Here is a 21,260-nt window from a genome sequence, read left to right as displayed (position 1 = left end):
TCAGACTCCGCTCAGGACGGGAAGCTCGGCACGGGGCGCGGCCGCTTCTTCGACGGGTTCCGGGCCGCGTTTCGCGACCCGTGACATCAGCACCCAGTCGGCGATCGCGAGCACCAGGAACAACAGGGTGAAAGCGATGAAGGAGAACAAGATCTGCCCCGCCGGGATCGCCGCGACGGCGTCGGCGGTGGTCAGCCGCCCGCGGATCAGCCACGGCTGACGGCCGATCTCCCGCACCAGCCAGCCGAGGATCGCCGCGACGAACGGCAGCGGGATGGCCAGCACCATCACGTACAGCAGCGGCCGCACCTTGGTGATCCAGTTCCGGAACAGCAGCACCGTGCCGAGGAGCGAAGCGAGGAAGGCGATGAACCCGATCTGGATCATGAAGCCGAGCGAGGCGCCGACCAGGGGATCCGCTCCGTCGAGCTTGCCGGGGTGGTAGTCACCGAGCGGGCCGAACTGACCGAAGCCGAAGTTGATCACCAGCGTGCTGCCGATCAGTGAGGTGAGCACGCCGATCCGCATCGACCGCCGGAAGAACTCGATCTCCTCGGTGCGCTTGATGAAGTGGTACGCGCTGACGCCGACCACGAAGAAGCCGCCGGTCATGAGCGCCGCGCTGAGCACGTGCGGCAGCGACATCGTCAGCGCCGGGTTGGTGAACAGCGCGCCGAAGTCGTCGAGTTTCAGCACGCCGTTCTCGGCGTGCGTGCCGACCGGGTTCTGCAGGAACGAGTTGGCCACCATGATGAACAGCGCCGAGGCGTACGCGGTCAGCGTGACCAGCCAGATCAGCGTCAGGTGGACCCACTTGTTCAGCCGCCCCCAGCCGAAGATCCAGAGCCCCAGGAAGGTCGATTCGGCGAAGAAGGCGACCAGCGTCTCGATGGCCAGCGGTGCGCCGAAGACGTCGCCCGCGACCGCGGACAGGCCGGTCCAGGTGAGTCCGAACTGGAATTCCATCACGATTCCGGTGACGATTCCCAGCGCGTAATTGATCACGTAAAGCTTGCCCCAGAAACGAGTCATCCGCGTGAGTTCCGGCTTGCCGCCGAACGCGGAGCGAGTCTGCATCACCGCGACGAGTGTCACGAGCCCCAGTGTGAGCAGCACGAACAGGAAGTGGAACGAGGTCGTCGTCGCGAACTGGAGTCTCGCGATCGGGAGTGCGTCCATGTCGAAGCACTGTATACGTAGGCTGCCTACATGTAGCCACTAAATCTATGAAATCGGGGTGATCTCGGGGACATTCCCTGAGGCCGGTCCGGGAAAGTCCCGGCTACCCTGGTATGCGGCGATGTGTAGACTGTCTATCTATGAAGGCCGACAGTCTGCGCGGGCACCTCGACGCGCTGCTCCTCGCCGTCCTCGACGGCCGGAAGCTGCACGGGTACGCCATCATCGAGGCGCTCCAGCTCCGCAGCGACGGTGCGCTCGACCTGCCGACGGGCACCGTCTACCCGGCGCTTCGCCGTTTGGAGCGCGCCGGATTCCTCGCCAGCGAATGGGACGTCGTGTCCGGCCGCAAACGTCGTACGTACAAGCTCACGCGCTCAGGACAGAAGGCACTGGCCGCGGAACGGGCGGAGTGGCAGGAGTTCACCACCGTGATCGGTGGTGTCCTCGGGGGGAGCACGGCATGAGCGCGATCGACGGCTACATCGGCGATCTGGGCAGGCGGTTGCACGGGTCGCCGAGGGCGAAGACCGATCTGCTCATCGAGGCCAGGGACGGTCTGGTCGACGCGGCCGAGGCGTATCGCGAGGGTGGCGTCGACGAGGCGGAAGCCGAACGTCGTGCGGTCGCCGACTTCGGCCCGGTCGCCGTGATCGCGCGTGACTATCAGGCCGAGCTGGCGTTGCGCGGTGACATCGGCACCCTGTGGAAGGTCATCGTCGGTATCCCGCTGATCCATCTGGGCTGGGAACTCGCGCGGATCTGGACCTACGGCGACTGGAGCCGGAGCGGGAAGTCGAACCCCGAGTGGTACCTGTCCGTCATCGAACTCTTCGGCGTCCTGGTCATCGTTCCGCCGCTGATCGGCGTGGTCGCGCTTTGCGGTGCCCGGCGGCTGGGGCGCAGGCTCGACAGCGTCAGGCTGGGGAAGGTGACGCGGTGGACGGTGGGCGCCGCGGCGAGTACGAATCTGCTGGCGCTGCTGCTGCTCACCGTGGGCACCGCTGCCCTCGATCCGTCCAGGATGAACGTGAGCCTGGCGTGCAACGTGCTGGCGGCGGGCTGGGCGGCGTTCAGTCTCTGGTTGCTCGCGCCCGCCTTCCGGTCCCGGCCCGCGCTCGCCGCATGAACGCGATCGAGGCCTACCTCGGCGAGCTCGACGGCAGGCTGCGCGGGCCGTCGGCGGCGAAAGCCGATCTGCTCACCGAGGCGAGGGACGGTCTGGTCGACGCGGCCGACGCCTATCGCGCGGGCGGTGCCGACCAAGCCGAAGCCGAACGCCGTGCCGTCGCGGACTTCGGTTCCGCAGACCTGATCGCTCGCGACTACCAGGCGGAACTGGGTCTCCGGCGGGACATCCGCGTGCTGTGGGAGCTGATCGCCGGTGTCCCGCTGCTGATCCTCGCCTGGGATCTGGCGCGGGTCTTCGCCGACTGGTCGCGGCTCGGCGCTCCGCCGTCCTGGTACCACCGCGCGATCGGCGTGGCCGACACGCTGGCGGCGCTGTCCCCGGCCGTCGCGATCGCCGGGCTGCTCGCGGCACGGCTGCTCTCGCGGCGGACGGCCGGTCCGCCGGTCGCGCGCGCGGTCTCGTGGACGCTGGCCGCGGCCGTGGGGTTGAACCTGGTCGCGGTCGCGACCTACGGCGGCGCGACCGGACTTCTGGAGCCCTCCCGCCTGCTCGTCAGCGTGCCGTGCGCGGTCCTGTCCGGGACCTGGATCCTGTTCAGCATGCGGCTCACGGTCGCCGCGCGGAGTTGGAGAACCACGGCATGACAGTGATCGAGGCCTATCTCAAGGAGCTGCGCACGCGGCTGGACGGCCCGGCGTCGGCGAAACGAGATCTGCTGCGCGAGGCGCGCGACGGGCTCAACGACGCGGCGGACGCGTACCGCGACGGCGGCTGGAGCGAACACGAGGCGCAGCGGCGCGCCGTCGCCGACTTCGGGCCGGTGCACCTCATCGCCCGGGACTACCAGGCCGAACTGGGCATGCACAGCGGTACCCGCACCCTGTGGAAACTGATCCTCGGCGTGCCGCTGATGCAGCTCGCCTGGGAGCTCGCCCGGAAATGGACCTTCGGCGACTGGTCGCAGCTCGCGCCGACGCCGGGTTGGTACAAGTACATCGCCCAGTTCACCCACGGTTCGGTCTTCATCGTGCCGGTGCTGGGCGTGATCGCCCTCGTCTCCATGCGCTGGCTGTCCCGGCGGATGGACGGCACCCGGCTGGTCAAGACCGCCGGCGTGCTGATCGGCGAGGCCGTCGGGCTGAACCTGCTTTCGGTGGCGCTGCTGGTGATCGCCACCGGGTTCATCGACGCGTCGAGGCTGTTCCTGTCGGTGCCGTGCGGGATCCTCATGGTGCTCTGGGTGGTGGTCAGCGTGCGACTCGCGTTGCTGGCGCGACGATCGTGGCGTTCGTGTGCCACGATCGTGACGTGACGACCGCCCTGATCTATCTCGTAGTCATGCTGCTGGTGGCCGCCGTGGTGTTTCTGCTGGCCGCCGTGGTGTTCGGCCGGGGTGAGGAGCTGGCCCCGCTGCCGCCCGGCAGTTCGCCGACCAGGCTGCCCGCCGAGGACATCACCGCCGAGGACGTCCACGCCGTCCGCTTCCAGATGGTGCTGCGCGGCTACAAAATGTCCGAAGTGGACTGGGTGATGCGGCGGCTCGGCGTCGAGATCGAGGAGCTGCGCGCCAAGGTGGCCGAACTGGAGGCAGAGCGCGAGGGCGCCAGGTGACCGATGTCGTCGTCTCCGTCGACGTCGCGGTACCGGCCGGGACGGCTTGGCTCGCCCTGACCGATTGGGAACGCCAGGGCGAATGGATGATCGGCACCGAGGTCGAGGTCGTCGAAGGCAATGGGCGTAGCGTGGGCTCGAAACTGTCGGCGTTCACCGGCGTGGCCGGGATCGGGTTCACCGACACCATGGAGATCACCAGCTGGGAACCGCCGCTGCGCTGCGTCGTGCGGCATACCGGCAAGATCGTGCAGGGCACCGGGGTGTTCCAGGTGATCGAAAAGGGGCCGCACGCGTCGACGTTCGTCTGGGCGGAGCATCTGCGGCCGCCGTTCGGCGTCGTCGGGCGGCTCGGCTGGCCGGTCGCGAAACCGGGGTTCGAACTGGGGCTGCGGCTTTGCCTGCGGAGATTCGTGAAGTACGCGGAGGGGTATCGGGTTGGCTGAGGCGGGTCTGCTGGGCGCGGACGGGATCAAGCGGTGTTCGTGGGGCAACTCGGCCCCGGACTACATCGAGTACCACGACACCGAATGGGGTGTCCCGCTCCACGGCGACGAGGAACTGTACGAGCGTCTGTGCCTGGAGTCGTTCCAGTCCGGGCTTTCGTGGATCACGATTCTGCGGAAACGCGAGTCGTTCCGGAAGGCGTTCGCCGGATTCGTGCCGGAGAAGGTCGCCGTCTTCACCGACGACGACGTCGCCCGGCTCATGGAAGACGCTTCGATCGTGCGGAACCGGGCCAAGATCCTGGCGGCGATCAACAACGCGCGGGCGATCGAGGAACTCGACGGTTCGCTGGACGACCTGCTGTGGTCGTTCGCGCCCTCCTCGCATACGCGGCCGCGGCGGATGGCCGACGTCCCGGCGATCACCGACGAGTCGAAGGCGATGGCGAAGGAACTCAAGAAGCGCGGCTTCGTGTTCCTCGGGCCGACGACCTGTTACGCGCTGATGCAGGCGACGGGGATGGTCGACGACCACGTCAAGGACTGCTTCCGGGCCCGCCGTCAGCGTCCCGCCCATGCGGGTGACCAGCCCGTGCGCCAGCGCGAGCCCGATANTCGACGCGGCCCTCGAACTCGAAGTCAGCCACGAGCGCCAAGCGTTACTTGCCCTGGAAGTTCGGCTTGCGCTTGCCCACGAAGGCCTCGACGGCCTCGGTGTGGTCGGCGGTCGCGCCGAGCGCGGTCTGGGCCTCGTCCTCGGCCGCCAGCGCGGTTTCGAGGGACGACTCGGCGGCGACGGACAGGACGTTCTTGATCTTCGCGTACGCGACCGTCGGGCCGGCCGCGAGCTTCGCGGCGACCTTCTGCGCGCGGGCGGCCAGTTCCTCGTCCGGGACGACCTCGCTGACCAGGCCGAGTGTCAGCGCTTCAGCGGAGTCGACCGTGCGCGCCAGCAGCATCAGCTCCGCCGCTCGGCCGAGACCGATCAGCCGCTGCAGCGTCCACGACGCGCCCGAGTCCGGGCCGAGGCCGACGTTCGCGAACGCCATCAGGAAGTTCGCCGACGTCGCGGCGATCCGGAGGTCGCTCGCGTACGCGAAGGCCGCGCCCGCGCCGGCCGCGGGGCCGTTCACCGCCGCGATGACCGGCTTCGGCATCCCGACGATGGTCTTGACGATCGGGTTGTAGTGCTCCTTGACCGTGTGTAGCGGCGCGGGGTCACCCGCCTGCAGCAGGCCGACGTGCTCCTTCAGGTCCTGCCCGGCGCAGAACGCCTTGCCCGAACCGGTCAGTACGACCGCGCGGACACTGTCGTCGGCCGCGGCCTCGGTCAGGCCCGCCAGCAGCAGTTCCTTGAGTTCGACGGTCAGCGAGTTGTACGCCTGCGGCCGGTTCAGCGTGAAGGTGCGCACGCCATCGGCGTCGGCGGTCAGCAGAACGTCGGATGTGGTCACGGGATCTCCTAGTCGGCGAAACTGCGGTCGGAGACGAGTCTTTCAGCCTCGCGAGCCGCATACCAGCACCGATACGGCGGCAAAAGATCGGTCCGCGTTCGCGCTCGGCCGCTGATGAGGGACAATGGACAGTAGACCCGGCTGGCTTTGACGAGCGCGACCCGGGCGCGCCGGTTGAGACGGAGGGAGCACGCTATGGCGGCCATGAAGCCCCGGACCGGAGATGGTCCCCTCGAAGTGACTAAGGAGGGGCGGGGCCTCGTGATGCGCGTACCACTCGAAGGTGGTGGGCGCCTCGTCGTCGAACTCTCCGCGGAAGAAGCGAAGGATCTCGGCGCGGCCTTGCAGGAGGTCACCGGCTGAGCCGGACCGCACCAACGTTCAACCACCCGCACCCCGGTCTCCCCTTGGAGGCCGGGGTCGCGGTTCATCTGCGCCCGGAGGTCGCTCACTGTGCGTAACCCGCTACCCCCCGTTCCGGGGAAGCTGCTCGAACTCGAGGTCTCGGACGACCTAAGGCGCGGTACGCCGCTGGCCACGCTGGTCGCCGCGCCGTCCGAAGAGGACGGTGACGCCGGACTCGCGGAGATCGGCGGCGTGCGGCCCACCGGCAAGGCAGGTGACGTGCAGACCGTGCCGACCGGCGGTGTCCGCTGGCTGGCGGGTGTCGGCGACGGTGAGCCGAAGCAGTACCGCAAGGCCGGCGCCGCGCTGGTCCGCGCCGTCTCGTCGGCGCTGGAAGAAGACGTCAAGGCGGGGCAGAAGGCGTTCCGCGCCTTCGCCGTCGAGCTGCCCGAGGACGCGGGCGCCGAGCACGTCGAGGAACTCGCGTTCGGGCTGCTGCTCGGCGGTTACCGCTTCACGGTGACGGCCGAGGACCCCAAGCCGAGCCTGCGGACCGTGCGCTTGATCACACGTCACGAGCACGCCGTGGACGCCTTGGAGCGGGTCCGCGAACTCGCCGCGGCCGCCGCGTTCGCGCGCGACCTGGCGAACACGCCGTCGAACGTCAAAACCCCCGCTTGGCTCGCTGACACGGCCGCCCGGGCCGCCGGTGGTATCCCGAACCTGACCGTGACGGCGCGGGACGAGAAGTGGCTGGCCGAGCAGGGCTTCGGCGGCGTCCTCGCCGTCGGCGGCGGGTCGGCCGCGCCGCCGCGGCTGATCGAGCTGGAGTACCGGCCGCGCGGGGCGACGACGCATCTGCTGCTGGTCGGCAAGGGCATCACCTTCGACACCGGCGGTCTTTCGATCAAACCGGCCGACGGCATGCACCTCATGCGCACCGACATGGCGGGCGGCGCGGCGATCATCGCCGCGGTCCGCGCCATCGCGGCGCTGCGCCTGCCGGTCAAGGTGACCGGGCTGGTGCCCGCCGCCGAAAACCACGTGTCCGGTTCGTCGTACCGGCCAGGCGACATCGTCCGGCACTACGGCGGCAAGACCACCGAGGTGGGCAACACCGACGCCGAGGGCCGCATGGTCCTGGCCGACGCGCTCGTCTACGGCATCAAGAAGCACAAGCCGGACGCGGTGATCGACGCGGCGACCCTGACCGGCGCCATGAAGGTCTCGCTCGGCGTCCGCACCGGCGGCGTCTTCGCCACCGAAGACGCGCTCGCGGAGCGGGTCACGAAGGCGGGCGAGCGGGTCGGCGAGGCGTGGTGGCGGATGCCGCTGCTGGAGGACCTGGCCGAATCCGTGCAGGGCTCGCTCGGTGACGTCCGGCAGGCGCCGGGTGGTCCCGGCGGCATCGTCGCGGCGCTGTTCCTGCGGGAGTTCGTCGGCGACGTGCCGTGGGCGCATCTCGACATCGCCGGCCCCGCGCGGGCCGACAAGACCTACGCCGACGTCGTGCCCGGGGCCACCGGTTTCGCGGCGCGGACGCTGGTCGAACTGGTCGCTTCCTACGCCTGACCTGCGGTTACCTGCGGGGCGGGAGCAAGGGACCTTTGCTACCGCCCCGCAGGTCGACCTTGGGCATGGGCTGGGTCGGCGCGTCTCCGGCATGGGCGGTGAGCCGTCGGGCGATCCCGGTCGCCGGGCCCTTCAGGTACCGGAACACGAGCCACGCCGTGACCGAGCCGAGGACGAGCCCGGCGAGCACGTCGTGCGGGTAATGCGCGCCGACGAACACCCGTGAGAAGCCCATCAGCAGGGCGCCCGGGAGCACCCACGGTGCGAGCCGGCGCCAAGCGAGTGCCAAGCCGACGGCGGCCGCCGCGGCGATCGTGGAGTGATTGCTCGGCAAGGACCAGTCGCCCGTCGGCGGGCATTCGACGAGTGTGACCAGGTGACGGCACGGCCGGTCCTCCTGGATCACGCTCTTCACCCCTTCGCTGATCAAGTACGCGATCGCGGTCGCGGCGGGCGGCAGCAGCGCCACGGCCAGCCGGACGGGTGAGGTGCGGGCCCGCCACAACAGCCAGGCGAAGAGCGCCGCGAAGGCGAGTAGTCCTGCCTCGGTGAACAGGATTCCCGTCGCCTGAAGCCAGCTCGGGCTCTCACCCGCCAACTTCACGATGTCGTCGTACATTCACCCGAAGTTAGCGAAAATGCTTCCCTGCCGGGGTGGACGAACGGCAGTGATCGACCCTGACGATCGTCACCAAGGCTGCGCGCGGACTCGCTCACGGAACCGCAGCACGGCGGGTGGCAGGACCACGTCGCGCCGCCAGGCCAGCCCGATGGTCCGCCCGACCGGCGGCACCAGCGGGACTTCGACGACCCCCGCAGGGCTGCCCGGCTCGAAACGGGGGAGCAGCGCGACGCCGAGCCCGGCCGCGACCAGCCCGCGGACTGTGTCGGACTCCTGCCCTTCGAAGGCGATCTTCGGCTCGAAGCCGGCCGCGGCGCACAGGTCGTCGGTGATGGTGCGGAGTCCGTACCCGGTTTCGAGGAGCACGAATTCCTCGTCCTTGAGGTCCTCGATGGCGGCGCTGGGCCGGTCGGCGAGGCGGTGCGACGTCGGAACGGACAGGAAGATCTCCTGCTCGGTGAGTACGGCGGCGTCGAGCAGCGGGTCGTCGACGGGTGCGGGCGCGAGCAGCGCGAGGTCGAGTTCTCCGCTGGTCAGCCTGTCGACCATGTCCTGACGTGACCCCTGGACCAGGGTGAACCGGACGCCCGGATGGTCCGCGCGGTAGCCGCGGAGCAACGTGGGAACCAGCGACCTGCCGAGCAGGTGCAGGAAGCCTAGGACGACATGCCCGGATTCGGGGTCGACCTCTTCGCGGGCTTGGCGGACTCCGGCGTCGATGGCGGCGAGGGCACGTTCGGCGGCATCGGCCAGCAGTTCGGCGGCCCGGGTGAGCCGGATGCCGCGGCCGTCGGGGACCGTGAGGGGGGCGCCGAGGGCCTCGCCGAGCGCCGAGATCCGGCGGCTTACCGTGGGCTGGGGGACACCGAGCAGCTCGGCCGCGCGTGTGACGTTCGTCGTGCGGCGGAGTGCGGTGAGCAGCGCGAGCTGCGGGGCTAGCTGGGCGGTCATCCTTTCATTCAGCACGGCATCGATTGTGGCAGATGAGCGTATTAGACGTATCGTTTAGCCAGGCTTAGCTTCGGGACCGTGCCTGCCACCGGAACCACCCGCCGCGTGACGATCGCCGTCGCCGCGGCCGGGATCTCATCCTTCGCGCTGCTCTACGCGCCACAGCCGGTGCTGCCGCAGCTGGCCGAGCAGTATCACCTCGATCCGGGTGGCGCTTCGCTCGCGGTGAGCGTCGCGACCGGTGCGCTCGCGATCGCCGTCTTGCCCATCGCGGCGCTCTCCGAGGTCGTCGGACGGCGTCCGGTGATCATCGCTTCGGTGGTCGCATCGGTCGTGTTCGGTTTCCTGCTGCCGCTGGCGCCCAGCTACTCGGCGCTGCTCGTGCTCCGGGCGCTGCAGGGAATCGCGATCGCGGGGTTCCCCGGAGTGGCCGCCGCTTACCTCGCGGAACGGCTCGGCAAGGCCGGGCTCGCGGCGGCGGTGGGCGCGATGATCGCCGGGAACACCATCGGCGGCATGATCGGACGGCTCGCGGCCGGGTTCACCGCCGGACCGTTCGGCTACCACGGCGCGCTGCTCGTGGTCGCGGGGATCGGGCTGGTCTGCACGGTGGTCACGGTGCTGGCCCTGCCGCCGGGGGAGCAAGGGACCTTTGCTACCACTTTCGCGGATCGGCGCAGGTCAGAGCGGTTGCGTGAGCAGGGCAGGGCGGTGCTGGCCGGGCTCGGCGCGGCGGTGCGGAGGCCGGTCCTGCTGGTCCAGTACGCGGTCGCGCTGCTGGCGATGGGCTCCTTCGTCGCGCTGTACAACGCCGCCGGATTCCGCCTGACCGGCGAGCCGCTGAACCTCTCGCCCGCGATCGCGTCGCTCGTCTTCCTCGCGTACGCGATGGGCTCGGTCTCGTCGGCGACGGCGGGCAAGCTCGTCGGCCGATTCGGCCGCCGCCGGTCGCTCGCGGGTGCCCTGCTGCTCACGATCGCGGGCGCCGCGCTGACGCTGTCCGACTCGCTGCCCGTGGTCGTCGCCGGGTTCGTGGTGCTGACCGGCGCGTTCTTCGCCGCGCACGCCGTCGCCAACGGCTGGGCCGCCGCGGAGGCGCCCGAGAACGCCCGAGGCCAGGTAGGCGGGCTCTACACGCTTTCGTACTACCTCGGCAGCAGTATCGGCGGCGCCGTCGGCGCGACCGTCTACGGGCACGCGGGCTGGACCTGGCTGATCGTGCTCACCGCCGCCTGGCTGGCCCTCGCCGCGGTGGCCGTGGTCGCGGTGGTCCCCAAGTCCGTGAAGGCCTCCTTCCCTACTTTGAGGGTAGGCAAGGAGGCCTTCACGGAACGGGTCTGAAAAGTGGTAGCAAAGGTCCCTTGCTACGCGATCGCGGCGACCAGCAGCCCGCCGCCCACCGGCAACAGTGCCGGGACCAGCCGCGCGTCCTCGCGGAAGGCCCGCGCTACCTCCCGCAGCGCGAGGGTGTCCGGATCACGTCGTGAGGGATCGGTCACCCTGGACCCCGAGACGTTGTGGAACGCCAGTATCCCGCCGGGCCGGAGCAGCGAGACGGCCTTCTCGTAGCAGCTCGGGTATTCGACCGGCGCCGAATCGACGAACACCAGGTCGTAGCCGCCGGGGGTGAGCCGGGGGAGGACGTCGAGCGCGCGCCCCATGATCAGGCGGGTCCGCCCCGGCGCGTAGCCGGCCTCGCGGAACGCCGTCCGCGCCGCCCGGTGGTACTCCGGCTCGATGTCGATCGAGGTGAGGATCCCGTCGTCGACCATGCCGCCGAGCAGGCACAACCCGCTCACCCCGGCCCCGGTCCCGACCTCGACGACAGCCTTCGCCCGCAGCGTCGTGGCGAGAAAACGCAGAGTCGCACCCGCGCCCGCGCTCAGTGGACCGCATCCCAGATCGGCCGACCGCGCCCGCGCGGCGGCCAGTACCTCATCGTCGGGGACGTATCCGTCGACGAGGTCGGCGTCGGCGGCCTCGGCAGGCGAGCCCGCATGCGTCCCGGAATTCACACGCGGAGGTTAGCGCTGCCTATCGTCAAAAGAGCGAAGACTCCCTGGTACCGACTTCTCAGCCTCCTCTCAGTCCAGTCTCACTAGAAACATATGCAGGCCGGACAGACTGGTCCTCGACAACGGGAACACCGTGCTCATCGCCCGCGTTGGGTGGAGTAGTTGGGAGAAGACGCTGATGGAGGTGCCTACTTCCCCGATGCAGGAAACGATGCAGGACCAGCACGCGGACCAGGTCACGCCGGTGACGGTGGACGAGGCCGCATGGACGCCGCCCTCGTGGGACGAGGTCGTGCGTGAACACGCCGACCGCGTGTACCGGCTGGCGTACCGCCTGACCGGTAACGCCCACGACGCCGAGGACCTGACGCAGGAGACCTTCATCCGGGTCTTCCGCTCCCTCGCGTCCTACAAGCCCGGCACGTTCGAAGGCTGGCTGCACCGCATCACCACGAACCTCTTCCTCGACATGGCCCGCCGCCGCTCGCGCGTGCGGATGGAAGGCCTCCCCGAGGACACCGACCGCATCGTCGGTGACGACCCGAGCCCGGAGCAGGTCTACTCGGACACCCATCTCGACCCGGATCTGCAGGCCGCGCTCGACGAGTTGCCGCCCGAGTTCCGTGCCGCGGTCGTGCTGTGCGACGTCGAAGGCCTCTCGTACGAGGAGATCGGCGCCACCCTGGGTGTCAAGCTCGGCACCGTGCGCAGCCGGATCCACCGCGGCCGCCAGGCGCTTCGCGCTTCTTTGGAGCGCCGTCGCGCCGCGGCGCAGGAGTCTGCGAAGGTGGGGGTATGACCGCACCGCGAGGTTGGGGACTCCCCGAGTCGCATCTGCTTCCGGACGCCATCGTCGCCTTCGTCGACGGGGAGCTGTCCCTCGGTGCCCAGGACAGGGCCTCGGCGCATATCGCCCGCTGCCAGGCGTGCGCGGCAGAGGTGACCGCGCAGCGCCAGGCCGTCGCCGCCGTGAAGCAGGCGGGAGCCCCGTCGATGTCGGCGGGTTTCCTGGCCAGCCTGTGCTCCATCCCGCAGAACACCGAACTTCCCGGCACACCGGACAACCTGGCGATGACCGCCGACGGTCAGCTGGTGGCCATCCAGCGGCCCGACCGGGTCGCCGGACTGCGCGACACCGGGGTTTTGGGCGGTACGGCGCCGTTGGGATCAACGGCGCCACTGGGCCAGTCGCCGAACGTCCTCGGCGGCGGGCGGTTCGGTCTCGCCCGGCGGAAGTACGCGCAGGGCGCCGGAGTCGTCGTTTCGGGCCTGGTCCTGAGCGCCCTGGCCCTCGTCGCGACCTCGGGTGACGGCACCGAAGACCAGCCGACCACCGGTTTCACCCCGCCGCAAGGCGTCAACGCCGGGCTGCTTCCCGCGCAGCTGGGCGGCGGCGCCCAGCCGGAACCGCCGCGCAGCACCACGCCGAGCCCGAGCACGCCCAGCGTGCCCATGCCGGTGTCCGCCCGCTGATCTGCTTCGTCAGGGCGTGACGAAGCAGATGGTCGCGCTCTTGAACTTCGAAGTCGCGTAGCCGGCGTAGGAGACGACCTCAGCCGTGCCCTCGGCGCACGGACTGTTCGCCACGCTCGCCTCCGGGAAGACCTCGCTGATCTTCAGCCGCGCCGAGCCGCAGTCCTTCAGCGGCGGTGGTGTTGTAGAAACCGTCCTTGCCGTTCCAGTCGCCCTTGTGACCCCGGTGAGGCTCACCGCGTATGACGCTTGCGGTGAATCGCACGGAGTCGGGACCGCGTCGGCCTCCTCGCCGGCTCCGGTCAGCACGACGCAGTCGCCCTCGCTCAGCGTTTTGGCCTGCTTCTCCGGCCCCGCGATGTTGTTCAGCGTGATGATCACGGCGAATCCGCCGATGGATATGGCGAACAGGACCATTTGGACTTTGCAGGAGAAGCCCTTCTGCTTGGGCGGCTGCTGAGACCATTGCTGGTGAGGGACGTTCTGAGGCGGAAAAGGAGCCCCGGGTTCTCCGGCATGCCCGTTGGACTGCCAGACGTGAGACATAGTTGCCTCAAGTGTCACATTTCTCGCCGGTTCGGGGAATCAACGCGCACTTCACCGTGGTCACGGCAGAATCCCGGGTAAGGCCTGGCGTACTCTCGCGTCCGGCCAACCTGATCTCAGCCCCGGGGAATGATGACCGAGCAGCCGAACGCGAATCCGCAGCAGCCTGGTGACCCGGCGGGGGATCGGCTGGCGCCGCGCCCGCTGGCCAGGCCCGCCGTCGATCCGGCGCAGGCGGCCACGTTCGGCAGGCCGCACGGTGTCGACGGTGCCTTCGACAAGCTGTACCAGCCAGGCGCCAACGGGCAGTCCGCGCCGGGTCTGAACCTCGCGCCCCCCACGCCGGAATCGCTCGCCGAGGCCTTCCGCCGCCCGCCGGGCGCCGAAGGTGTCGTGCTGGAGCGGCCGCACGGGACCAACGGCTCCGCACCGTCCGCGAACGGCGCCGAAGGCCCGCTCTGGACCACGACCTCGGATCCCTGGCGCGACCCTTCGTCCGGCGCGGTGCTCGCCGGGCCCGCCGTGCACCAGGACTCGGAAGAGGAGAAGGACGCGAAGCGCCCGCAGGGTGCGCTGCTGAGCCTTCCGGAGGTCCTTTTCGGGCGGCGTGTGCAGACGAAGGCGCTGGCGATGCTCGCCGCCGTCGCGTTGGTAATCGGCGCCGCCGGCGGGCTGATCGGCTGGTGGTTCGCCGACACCGGCACCGAACTGACCGGGCAGGCAAGCATCTCCGAAGCCGACGCGGCCAAGGAGCGTCCGGCGGGTTCGATCGCGGACATCGCCCACCGGGTGGCGCCCGCCGTGGTCTCGCTCGAAGTGTTCAAACCCGGCGCCGACGCGGGCCAGCAGGGCTCCGGCGTCGTCATCGACACCCAGGGCTACGTGCTCACGAACGAACACGTGATCTCCGCCGCGACGGCCGACGCGGCCACCAAGGTCACCGCCGTGTTCTTCGACGGCAGGCGCGTCGAGGCGAAGGTCGTCGGCGCCGACCCCAAAACCGACCTCGCCGTGGTCAAGGTCGACGTCAAGAACCTGACCGCGCTGCAGGTCGGGAAGTCTTCCGACCTCGCCGTCGGCGACTCGGTGATCGCCGTCGGTTCGCCGCTGGCGCTGCAGAACTCGGTCACCGCGGGCATCGTGAGCGCGCTCAACCGCCCGGTGACCGCCGGTGGCGACGGCGGGAGCGCGCCGGTGATCTACGAGGCCATCCAGACCGACGCCGCGATCAACCACGGAAACTCGGGCGGCGCGCTCGTCGACGCGACCGGGGCGCTGGTCGGGATCAACTCCGCGATCCGCTCTTCCAGCGCCGAAGGCGGCAGCATCGGCATCGGGTTCGCCATCCCCAGTGACTACGCGGTGAAAATCGCGAAAACACTGATCAAGGACGGCAAGGTCGTCCATCCCGACATCGGCATCAACGCTTCGTCGACCGTCGCGGGCTCCAGCACCATGGGCGCACAGGTCCGCAACGTCGCCCCTGGCGGCCCCGCGGCCTCCGCCGGGATCAAAGAAGGCGACGTCATCACGGAAGTCGGCGGACGGCTCGTGCGCGACTCGGCGGAACTGCTCGTCGCGGTCCGCGCCCGCGAAGTCGGCGAAGTGGTCCCTGTCCGCCTTGTCCGGGATGGGTCTTCTCTTGTCGTGGACGTGAAACTGGCCTCGGACTAGCGAGTTCGGCCGGGTACCCTGAACGGGGAAGACGCCGAGGCGGAGGTTCACACGGGTGTTCGAGAGTGTCGGCTGGGGAGAGATCCTCATCATCGTCGTCGCGGGTCTTTTCATCCTCGGTCCGGAACGGCTGCCCGAAGCGGCGTCCTGGGTGGCGAAGAGCGTCCGCAAGGTCCGCGACTTCGCGACCGGGGCCAAGACGCAGTTGCGCGAGGAGATGGGCCCGGAGTTCGATCAGCTGCGCAAGCCGCTGGAGGACCTGAGGGGCCTGCGGAACTTCGACCCGAAGCGGGTCGTCACCCAGCACCTGTTCGACGGTGACTCGGATCCGCTGGGGCTCAACAACATCAACGGCACCAACGGGACGAACGGTGCCAACGGCGCTTCGAAGCCCAACGGCTACCCGGCGACGGCTTCGCAGCCCGAGCCTCTGAAGCCGGGGGAGCGCCCGCCGGTCGACCCGGACGCGACCTGACCCCACGCATTTAGTCCTCTGAATGCGGTCCTTGCGTGCGCAAGTACCGCATTCAGAGGACTAAATGCGTAAGAGGGGCCGTCAGCGGCCGGCGGGAGTGACGTTCAGCATCATCCCGGCCAGCCCGCGTGCCCGGACGGTCAGCTTCTTCGCCGCCTCCTTGAGCACGAGCGACGCCGGGGCGTCCGGCTCGGCCAGCACGATCGGCGTCCCGGCGTCGCCGTTGGAGACCACGCGCGGGTCCATCGGGACCTGCCCGAGCAGCGGCACGGTCGACCCGACCGACTTCGACAGCGAGTCGGCCACGGACTGCCCGCCGCCGGATCCGAAGATCTCCATCTTCTGCCCGTCGGGCGTCTCCAGCCACGACATGTTCTCGATGACCCCGGCCACGCGCTGCCGCGTCTGGAGCGCGATCGCGCCCGCGCGCTCGGCCACCTCGGCGGCCGCCTGCTGCGGAGTGGTGACGACCAGGATCTCCGCGTTCGGGATCAGCTGCGCCACCGAGATCGCGATGTCACCGGTGCCCGGCGGCAGATCCAGCAGCAGGATGTCGAGGTCGCCCCAGAACACGTCGGCGAGGAACTGCTGCAACGCGCGGTGCAGCATCGGCCCGCGCCACACCACGGGGGTGTTGCCCGGGGTGAACATGCCGATCGAGATGACCTTCACGCCGTGCGCCTGGGGCGGCATGATCATGGTGTCGACCTTGGTCGGCTTCTCCCGCGCTCCGAGCATCCGCGGCACCGAGTGCCCGTAGATGTCCGCGTCCACCACGCCGACGGAAAGCCCGCGTTCGGCCATCGCGGCCGCGAGGTTCACCGTCACCGAGGACTTGCCGACACCGCCCTTGCCGGACGCGACGCAGTAGACCCGCGTCAGCGAACCGGGCTGCGCGAACGGGATCACCGGCTCCGCGGCGTCGCCGCGCAGCGATTTTCGCAGCTCCGTGCGTTGCTCGTCGCTCATCACGTCGAGCTCGACCCGGACGTCGCTGACGCCGGGGAGCTTCTTGACGGCTTCGGTGGTGTCGTTGGTCAACGTCGCCTTCAGCGGGCAACCGGCGACCGTCAGGTAGATCCCGACGGTGACCACACCGTCCGAGCCGACCTCCACGTCCTTGACCATGCCGAGTTCGGTGATCGGTTTCTTGATCTCCGGGTCGTACACGGCCTTCAGCGCGGTGCGGACATCGTCGACGCTGGGGAGTTGCTGCGTACTGGTCACCCCACCATGTTACGTACCGGTAGGCGGAGCTGGACAAACCCGCCTGATTGAAGGCCCCGGCGATGGGATCGCGGTCGGGGCTCATCCGCAAAAATCAAGTACCGGTAGGGGCGCGGTCGGGTTTGGCCTTGCGCGGCTTGGCATCAAGATCCTCACGGAGCCGGTCGAGTTCGCCCCGCAGGAAGTCCCGGGTGGCGACCTCGCCGAGCGCGATCCGCAGCGAAGCCAGCTCCCGCGCGAGGTACTCGGTGTCGGCCTTCGTCTGCGCGGCGCGGTTCCGGTCCTCCTCCAGCGAGACGCGGTCGCGGTCGTCCTGCCGGTTCTGCGCCAGCAGGATCAGCGGCGCGGCGTACGCGGCCTGAGTCGAGAACGCCAGGTTCAGCAGGATGAACGGGTACGGGTCCCATCGCAGCGAGACCGCGACCAGGTTCAGCACGATCCAGACGATGACGATCAGCGTCTGCCAGAACAGGTACTTGCCGGTGCCGAGGAACCGCGCGACCCGTTCGGTGAGCCTGCCGAAGGTGTCCGGATCGATGTTCAGCCTGAACCGGCTCTGGCCGCGGGGCTGGTCGAGCCGCCGCCCGGACATCAGTTCAGGCACGTTCGGCCTCCTCGGTGATCTCTCCGGTGATGTCGTGCAGGCCGGTCTCGCGCCAGTCCTCGGGGAGTAGGTGGTCGAGCACGTCGTCGACGGTGACCGCGCCGAGCAGGTGGTCCTCGGCGTCCACCACCGGCCCGCAGGTGAGGTTGTAGGCGGCGAAGTAGCGGGTGACCTCGGACAAGGTGGCGTTCGGCCGCAGCGCGGGCAGCTGCGAGTCGACGGCGCTCGCCACCATCTCCGCGGGTGGTTCGCGCAGCAGACGCTGGAAGTGCACGACGCCGACGAAGCGCCCGGTCGGCGTCTCCGTCGGCGGACGGCAGACGAACACCATGCTCGCCAGCGCCACCGGGAGGTCCGCGTTGCGGATGTGCGCGAGCGCCTCCGCGACCGTGGCGTCCGGCGTCAGCACCACCGGTTCGGGCGTCATCAACCCGCCCGCGGTGTCGGAGGAGTACTCCAGCAGCCGCTTCACCGGCGCCGACTCCTCGGGTTCCATCAGCTCCAGGAACCGGTTCTGCTCGGCGGGAGCCAATTCGGCCAGCAGGTCGGCGGCGTCGTCGGGGTCCATCGCTTCCAGGATGTCGGCTGCGCGTTCCTCGGCGAGGTAGGACAGCAGTTCCTTCTGGTCGTCTTCGGGAAGCTCCTCGATGACGTCGGCCAGGTGCTCGTCGTCCATCGCGTCGGCGACCTCGTGCCGTCGTTTGAGCGGCAGATCGCGGACCGTGGCGGCGACGTCGGCCGCGCGCATGGTGTCGAACAGCATCAGCAGCTGCGCCGCGCCCTGGGTCTGGCCGGTCAGGTCGGTGAGCCCGAGCCCGGACACCTCCGCCCACGGCAGCACCTGCATCGCCGAGCGCCGTCTGCCGAGGCCGAGCCTGCTCGACCGTTCCCGGATCGCGAGTTTCGCGAGCACCCAGTCCCGCGTCCGGGTCGGTTCCATGCCGGCGTCGACGACGGTGACCCGCGTGTCCGAGCCGGCGAGGGTGGCGTGCGCGTCGAACAGCTGCCCGACCACCAGCACCTCGTTGGGCCGTTGGTGGAACCGCCGCATGTTCACCGATCCGGTGGCGAGCGTGACCGCGCTGGGCTCGATCGAGGTCACGCGCAACATCGGCACGAACACGCGGCGCCTCGTCGTCAGCTCGACCACGATGCCCAGGATCCGCGGGGGTTGCTGGTCCAAGCGCAGGCCCGCCACCAGGTCCCGCACCTTGCCGATCGATTCACCATCGGGGCCGAAAACCGGCAAACCGGCCAGCTGAGCTGCGAATACCCTGTTCACGGCTGCCATGCCCGAAGGTTATCCGCTCCCGGGGCCCGAGACGATTCGTGTGATCACCGCAATGCCCAGTCGGCGATTCCGGGAACGGCGGCGTAGGCCGGGTCTTCGGCGAGGGTCTCGGGCGAGGCGCCCTCCGCGAGGTCTTCGTACAGCCAGGTCCAGTTCTGCACCGCGCGGACCAGCGTCCACGCCCGCGCGCGTTCGGCGTCCACCCCGGCGGCCGCGGCGAACCACGCGAGCTTTTCGTCCATTGTGGACTCGTTCGCCCGGTTCCAGAGGATCGAGATCGCGCCGAACTCGAGATCACCCGAAAGCGGCTTCGGGTCGATCACCAGCCACGGTTCGCGCGTCCCGGCGAGGACGTTCTCGAAATGAAGGTCCTCGTTCACCATCAGCTCACCGGCCTCCGGTCCGAGGTTCACGCAGATTTCCACGGCGGCGTCGAGGTACTTGCGATCGAACGGTTCGCCCAGCTCGCTCCAGGTCTCCGGGAGTCCGGTGACCAGTTCCGCGGCTTCCTCGCGAAGGGATCGCTGCAGCGTTTCGGGAGCGGGGACGGCCAACCGTCGTGCCAGGGCGCCGACGGTCTCGACGGCCTCCCGGATCGGCTCCGTTTCGAGCGACCTGGTGGCGTCGAGCCGCTCCAGCAGCAGCACGCCGTCCTCGGGCACGTTGTCGTACATCAAAACCGCGCCCTGACCGGCCCAAGTGGACAGTGCGAGCGGTTCGTCATCGGATTCCTCGTGCGGCCAGCCGAGTTTGAGGATCGCGGGGGAGCCGTCCGCTCGGCGCACCGGCTGCGCGACGCCGACGAAGCCGTGCATGGCCTCGCCGTCGTATTCGAGCTGCCACTTGGCGGTGTACTTCTCGGCGAGGAACGGGAGGGAGTCGAGCCACTCGGCGGCTCCGGGGCCGAGTTCGGCGGCGCGGTCGAGGAACTTGGGCGGGATCTTGAAACCGGTCACGAACCCACCTTGGCAGGCTTGTCCACCGTGTTTCCCCCGTGACCCGCCGGGCGTACCGTGAACAGCGAGAACAACCCCGGGAGCAGCCATGGTGGTGGAGATTCTCAGTGCGGTCGCCGTCGCGGGCGGTGCGTGGCTCGCGGCCAGCCTTCGCGTGGTGAAACAGTACGAACGCGGTCTCGTGTTCCGGTTCGGGCGGGTGCGCCCGGCCATCCGGCAGCCGGGGCTCGCACTGCTGGTGCCGATCGCGGACAGGCTGCAGAAGGTCAACATGCAGATCGTCACGATGCCGATCCCCGCACAGGACGGCATCACCCGCGACAACGTCACCGTGCGGGTCGACGCGGTCGTGTACTTCAAGGTGATCGACCCGGTGCTGGCCGCGGTCAACGTGCAGGACTACCGCTCGGCCGTCGGGCAGGTCGCGCAGACCTCGCTGCGGTCGATCATCGGCAAGAGCGACCTGGACGACCTGCTGTCGAACCGAGAACGGCTGAACGAGGGCCTGGAGCTGATGATCGACAGCCCGGCCTTGGACTGGGGCATCCACATCGACCGGGTCGAGATCAAGGACGTCGCGCTGCCGGAGTCGATGAAACGCTCGATGTCGCGCCAGGCCGAAGCCGAACGCGAACGGCGGGCGCGGGTCATCTCGGCGGACGGGGAGTTGCAGGCGTCGCACAAGCTTTCGCAGGCGGCCGCGACCATGGCCGACACTCCGGCGGCGTTGCAGTTGCGGCTGCTCGAGACCGTCGTGCAGGTCTCGGCGGAGAAGAACTCGACGCTGGTCTTGCCGTTCCCGGTGGAGCTGCTGCGTTTCCTCGACGCGAACACGCCGAAGCGGGGAGTGCCGGAAGAGCCGGAGGCCAACGGTCAGGTGGCGCCGGCGCCCAGGGAACCGGGTGATGTCGGTCAAGTCTCGTGAGTGGTAAGGACGGTTCTAACCGTCCTTACCACTCGCGAGGCCACCGCCGCCTTCACGCGCCGCCACATTCCCGCTGCTAATCGAGTTGGCCGTTCACGCCCAGGATGATCATCGTGCCGCCGAAACCGACGTACAGCGCGATCACGACGTAGGCGATGATCACCGCCGCGAGCGCCATGCCGCGCCCGCCCGCCTCACCGCGGTTCGCCTTCGCCAGCCCGATATGCCCCAGGATCAGCCCGACGATCACCGTCACGCAGGAGCAGATCCCGATGAGTGAGCACACCAGCCCGGCGATCGCCATCCCGTTGTCCTGCGATCGCGGGGGAGCCACCGCCGCGTACGGGTTGTACGGCTGCGGCGGCGGGTACGCGGCGGGCAACGGCACGGGCGTGTACACCGGCGGGGCCGGCGGCTCCGGAGTCGCGTAGGGCGGCGGCACGGGCTCGGCGGTCAGCGGGTCGATGGCCTGCCCGTACGTCTCGACCGGAACCGGAACGGGAGCCGGGTCGTGAGGGGGTACAGGGTCCGGCGCTGAGGCCGAAGGCGGCTCGAACGGAGTGGGTGGCTCGAACGGCGGAGGCGGCGTGAAGGGCGCCGGCGGCTGGAACTGCTGCGGTTCCGCCGGGCCTGACACGGTTTCGGGCGCCGAAGTCGGGTCCGAGAAGGTGTTCGAGTCGGTGTAGGACGACGTCGACGGTGTGTCCTGCGAGTCGGAACTGCTCATCCGGTTGGCCCCCTGGTTCGTGCGGGACACCACCG

Annotated in this window: 25 protein-coding genes and 1 pseudogene; 15 read left to right on the top strand and 11 right to left on the bottom strand. The window is 69.4% G+C overall.

Annotated elements, in window-relative coordinates; genetic code table 11:
• On the bottom strand, nucleotides 1-1,179 hold the full coding sequence (locus LCL61_RS39580) for a cytochrome ubiquinol oxidase subunit I (RefSeq protein ID WP_340684466.1): 1,179 nt from the start codon (nucleotides 1,177-1,179) through the stop codon (nucleotides 1-3).
• Between the two features lie 140 nt (nucleotides 1,180-1,319).
• Between LCL61_RS39580 and LCL61_RS39575 the strand changes: the two genes are divergently transcribed.
• From LCL61_RS39575 to LCL61_RS39545, 7 genes and pseudogenes are all read left to right on the top strand, one after another.
• Nucleotides 1,320-1,646 carry a helix-turn-helix transcriptional regulator gene (locus LCL61_RS39575; protein WP_005155407.1) on the top strand — a complete coding sequence of 109 codons (327 nt, stop codon included), beginning with the start codon at nucleotides 1,320-1,322 and terminating at the stop codon, nucleotides 1,644-1,646.
• Nucleotides 1,643-2,308, top strand: a complete 666-nt coding sequence (locus tag LCL61_RS39570; protein ID WP_340684465.1) for a permease prefix domain 1-containing protein — start codon at nucleotides 1,643-1,645, stop codon at nucleotides 2,306-2,308. Before LCL61_RS39575 ends, LCL61_RS39570 begins: the two co-directional genes overlap by 4 nt.
• Complete coding sequence (locus tag LCL61_RS39565) at nucleotides 2,305-2,955, top strand: permease prefix domain 1-containing protein (RefSeq protein ID WP_340684464.1); 651 nt, start codon at nucleotides 2,305-2,307, stop codon at nucleotides 2,953-2,955. Before LCL61_RS39570 ends, LCL61_RS39565 begins: the two co-directional genes overlap by 4 nt.
• Complete coding sequence (locus LCL61_RS39560) at nucleotides 2,952-3,623, top strand: permease prefix domain 1-containing protein (RefSeq protein ID WP_340684463.1); 672 nt, start codon at nucleotides 2,952-2,954, stop codon at nucleotides 3,621-3,623. Before LCL61_RS39565 ends, LCL61_RS39560 begins: the two co-directional genes overlap by 4 nt.
• Nucleotides 3,620-3,922: a DivIVA domain-containing protein gene (locus tag LCL61_RS39555; RefSeq protein ID WP_340684462.1), complete on the top strand. Its 303-nt coding sequence runs from the start codon at nucleotides 3,620-3,622 to the stop codon at nucleotides 3,920-3,922. The genes LCL61_RS39560 and LCL61_RS39555 overlap by 4 nt, the downstream gene beginning before the upstream one ends.
• Entirely contained in the window at nucleotides 3,919-4,368 is a 450-nt protein-coding gene (locus LCL61_RS39550; RefSeq protein WP_340684461.1) for an SRPBCC family protein, read from the top strand. The genes LCL61_RS39555 and LCL61_RS39550 overlap by 4 nt, the downstream gene beginning before the upstream one ends.
• Nucleotides 4,361-4,924: pseudogene (locus LCL61_RS39545) on the top strand (DNA-3-methyladenine glycosylase I); the annotation flags it as partial. The gene LCL61_RS39550 and the pseudogene LCL61_RS39545, both read left to right, overlap by 8 nt.
• A 103-nt stretch (nucleotides 4,925-5,027) precedes the next feature.
• Here the strand turns inward: LCL61_RS39545 and LCL61_RS39540 are convergent.
• Complete coding sequence (locus tag LCL61_RS39540; RefSeq protein WP_126736366.1) at nucleotides 5,028-5,822, bottom strand: enoyl-CoA hydratase/isomerase family protein; 795 nt, start codon at nucleotides 5,820-5,822, stop codon at nucleotides 5,028-5,030.
• 195 nt (nucleotides 5,823-6,017) lie between these two features.
• Here LCL61_RS39540 and LCL61_RS39535 point away from each other — a divergent pair, with 195 nt between their 5' ends.
• Together LCL61_RS39535 and LCL61_RS39530 are read left to right on the top strand one after the other, a co-directional pair.
• Nucleotides 6,018-6,185 carry a DUF3117 domain-containing protein gene (locus LCL61_RS39535; protein ID WP_005155393.1) on the top strand — a complete coding sequence of 56 codons (168 nt, stop codon included), beginning with the start codon at nucleotides 6,018-6,020 and terminating at the stop codon, nucleotides 6,183-6,185.
• Between the two features lie 90 nt (nucleotides 6,186-6,275).
• On the top strand, nucleotides 6,276-7,739 hold the full coding sequence (locus LCL61_RS39530; RefSeq protein WP_340684460.1) for a leucyl aminopeptidase family protein: 1,464 nt from the start codon (nucleotides 6,276-6,278) through the stop codon (nucleotides 7,737-7,739).
• Between the two features lie 7 nt (nucleotides 7,740-7,746).
• Here the strand turns inward: LCL61_RS39530 and LCL61_RS39525 are convergent, their stop codons facing one another.
• A complete protein-coding gene (locus tag LCL61_RS39525) occupies nucleotides 7,747-8,358 on the bottom strand; it encodes a phosphatase PAP2 family protein (RefSeq protein ID WP_340684459.1) in 612 nt (203 codons plus the stop codon).
• Between the two features lie 69 nt (nucleotides 8,359-8,427).
• Nucleotides 8,428-9,312 carry a LysR family transcriptional regulator gene (locus tag LCL61_RS39520; protein WP_340688795.1) on the bottom strand — a complete coding sequence of 295 codons (885 nt, stop codon included), beginning with the start codon at nucleotides 9,310-9,312 and terminating at the stop codon, nucleotides 8,428-8,430.
• Between the two features lie 105 nt (nucleotides 9,313-9,417).
• Here LCL61_RS39520 and LCL61_RS39515 point away from each other — a divergent pair, with 105 nt between their 5' ends.
• Nucleotides 9,418-10,653, top strand: coding sequence for an MFS transporter (locus tag LCL61_RS39515; RefSeq protein ID WP_340688794.1), 1,236 nt, complete (start codon nucleotides 9,418-9,420; stop codon nucleotides 10,651-10,653).
• A 23-nt stretch (nucleotides 10,654-10,676) separates the two neighbouring features.
• Here LCL61_RS39515 and LCL61_RS39510 read toward each other — a convergent pair whose 3' ends face one another.
• A complete protein-coding gene (locus LCL61_RS39510; RefSeq protein ID WP_340684458.1) occupies nucleotides 10,677-11,327 on the bottom strand; it encodes an O-methyltransferase in 651 nt (216 codons plus the stop codon).
• A 199-nt stretch (nucleotides 11,328-11,526) separates the two neighbouring features.
• On the opposite strand from LCL61_RS39510, the gene sigE reads away from it, so the two are divergent.
• Complete coding sequence (sigE, locus tag LCL61_RS39505) at nucleotides 11,527-12,126, top strand: RNA polymerase sigma factor SigE (RefSeq protein WP_016331450.1); 600 nt, start codon at nucleotides 11,527-11,529, stop codon at nucleotides 12,124-12,126.
• Complete coding sequence (locus tag LCL61_RS39500) at nucleotides 12,123-12,800, top strand: zf-HC2 domain-containing protein (RefSeq protein ID WP_340684457.1); 678 nt, start codon at nucleotides 12,123-12,125, stop codon at nucleotides 12,798-12,800. Before sigE ends, LCL61_RS39500 begins: the two co-directional genes overlap by 4 nt.
• Nucleotides 12,801-12,809: 9 nt before the next feature.
• On the opposite strand, the gene LCL61_RS39495 is transcribed toward LCL61_RS39500, so the two are convergent.
• Nucleotides 12,810-13,217: a hypothetical protein gene (locus LCL61_RS39495; protein WP_340684456.1), complete on the bottom strand. Its 408-nt coding sequence runs from the start codon at nucleotides 13,215-13,217 to the stop codon at nucleotides 12,810-12,812.
• Between the two features lie 261 nt (nucleotides 13,218-13,478).
• Here LCL61_RS39495 and LCL61_RS39490 point away from each other — a divergent pair, with 261 nt between their 5' ends.
• Both LCL61_RS39490 and tatB read left to right on the top strand, forming a co-directional pair.
• On the top strand, nucleotides 13,479-15,020 hold the full coding sequence (locus tag LCL61_RS39490) for a S1C family serine protease (RefSeq protein WP_340684455.1): 1,542 nt from the start codon (nucleotides 13,479-13,481) through the stop codon (nucleotides 15,018-15,020).
• Nucleotides 15,021-15,075: 55 nt separating this feature from the next.
• On the top strand, nucleotides 15,076-15,495 hold the full coding sequence (gene tatB, locus LCL61_RS39485; RefSeq protein WP_340684454.1) for a Sec-independent protein translocase protein TatB: 420 nt from the start codon (nucleotides 15,076-15,078) through the stop codon (nucleotides 15,493-15,495).
• A gap of 81 nt (nucleotides 15,496-15,576) precedes the next feature.
• Here tatB and LCL61_RS39480 read toward each other — a convergent pair whose 3' ends face one another.
• From LCL61_RS39480 to LCL61_RS39465, 4 genes are all read right to left on the bottom strand, one after another.
• Nucleotides 15,577-16,722, bottom strand: a complete 1,146-nt coding sequence (locus LCL61_RS39480) for an Mrp/NBP35 family ATP-binding protein (protein WP_340684453.1) — start codon at nucleotides 16,720-16,722, stop codon at nucleotides 15,577-15,579.
• A 94-nt stretch (nucleotides 16,723-16,816) separates the two neighbouring features.
• Nucleotides 16,817-17,326 (bottom strand): DUF1003 domain-containing protein, encoded by a 510-nt coding sequence (locus tag LCL61_RS39475; protein WP_340684452.1) that lies wholly within the window; start codon nucleotides 17,324-17,326, stop codon nucleotides 16,817-16,819.
• Nucleotides 17,319-18,617, bottom strand: coding sequence for a magnesium transporter MgtE N-terminal domain-containing protein (locus LCL61_RS39470; protein WP_340684451.1), 1,299 nt, complete (start codon nucleotides 18,615-18,617; stop codon nucleotides 17,319-17,321). Before LCL61_RS39470 ends, LCL61_RS39475 begins: the two co-directional genes overlap by 8 nt.
• Before the next feature lie 44 nt (nucleotides 18,618-18,661).
• A complete protein-coding gene (locus tag LCL61_RS39465) occupies nucleotides 18,662-19,573 on the bottom strand; it encodes an aminoglycoside phosphotransferase family protein (RefSeq protein WP_340684450.1) in 912 nt (303 codons plus the stop codon).
• Between the two features lie 88 nt (nucleotides 19,574-19,661).
• Between LCL61_RS39465 and LCL61_RS39460 the strand changes: the two genes are divergently transcribed.
• The gene (locus LCL61_RS39460) at nucleotides 19,662-20,498 is read left to right on the top strand and encodes a slipin family protein (RefSeq protein ID WP_340684449.1); all 837 of its coding nucleotides are present in this window, start codon (nucleotides 19,662-19,664) and stop codon (nucleotides 20,496-20,498) included.
• Between the two features lie 76 nt (nucleotides 20,499-20,574).
• Here LCL61_RS39460 and LCL61_RS39455 read toward each other — a convergent pair whose 3' ends face one another.
• Nucleotides 20,575-21,225 carry a DUF4190 domain-containing protein gene (locus LCL61_RS39455; protein WP_340684448.1) on the bottom strand — a complete coding sequence of 217 codons (651 nt, stop codon included), beginning with the start codon at nucleotides 21,223-21,225 and terminating at the stop codon, nucleotides 20,575-20,577.
• Between the last annotated feature and the right edge of the window lie 35 nt (nucleotides 21,226-21,260).

The sequence above is a fragment of the Amycolatopsis coloradensis genome (assembly GCF_037997115.1).
GTDB classification, from domain to species: domain Bacteria; phylum Actinomycetota; class Actinomycetes; order Mycobacteriales; family Pseudonocardiaceae; genus Amycolatopsis; species Amycolatopsis coloradensis_A.
Note: the sequence above shows the minus strand (reverse complement) of the source record. Positions and strands in the feature narration are given on the sequence as shown.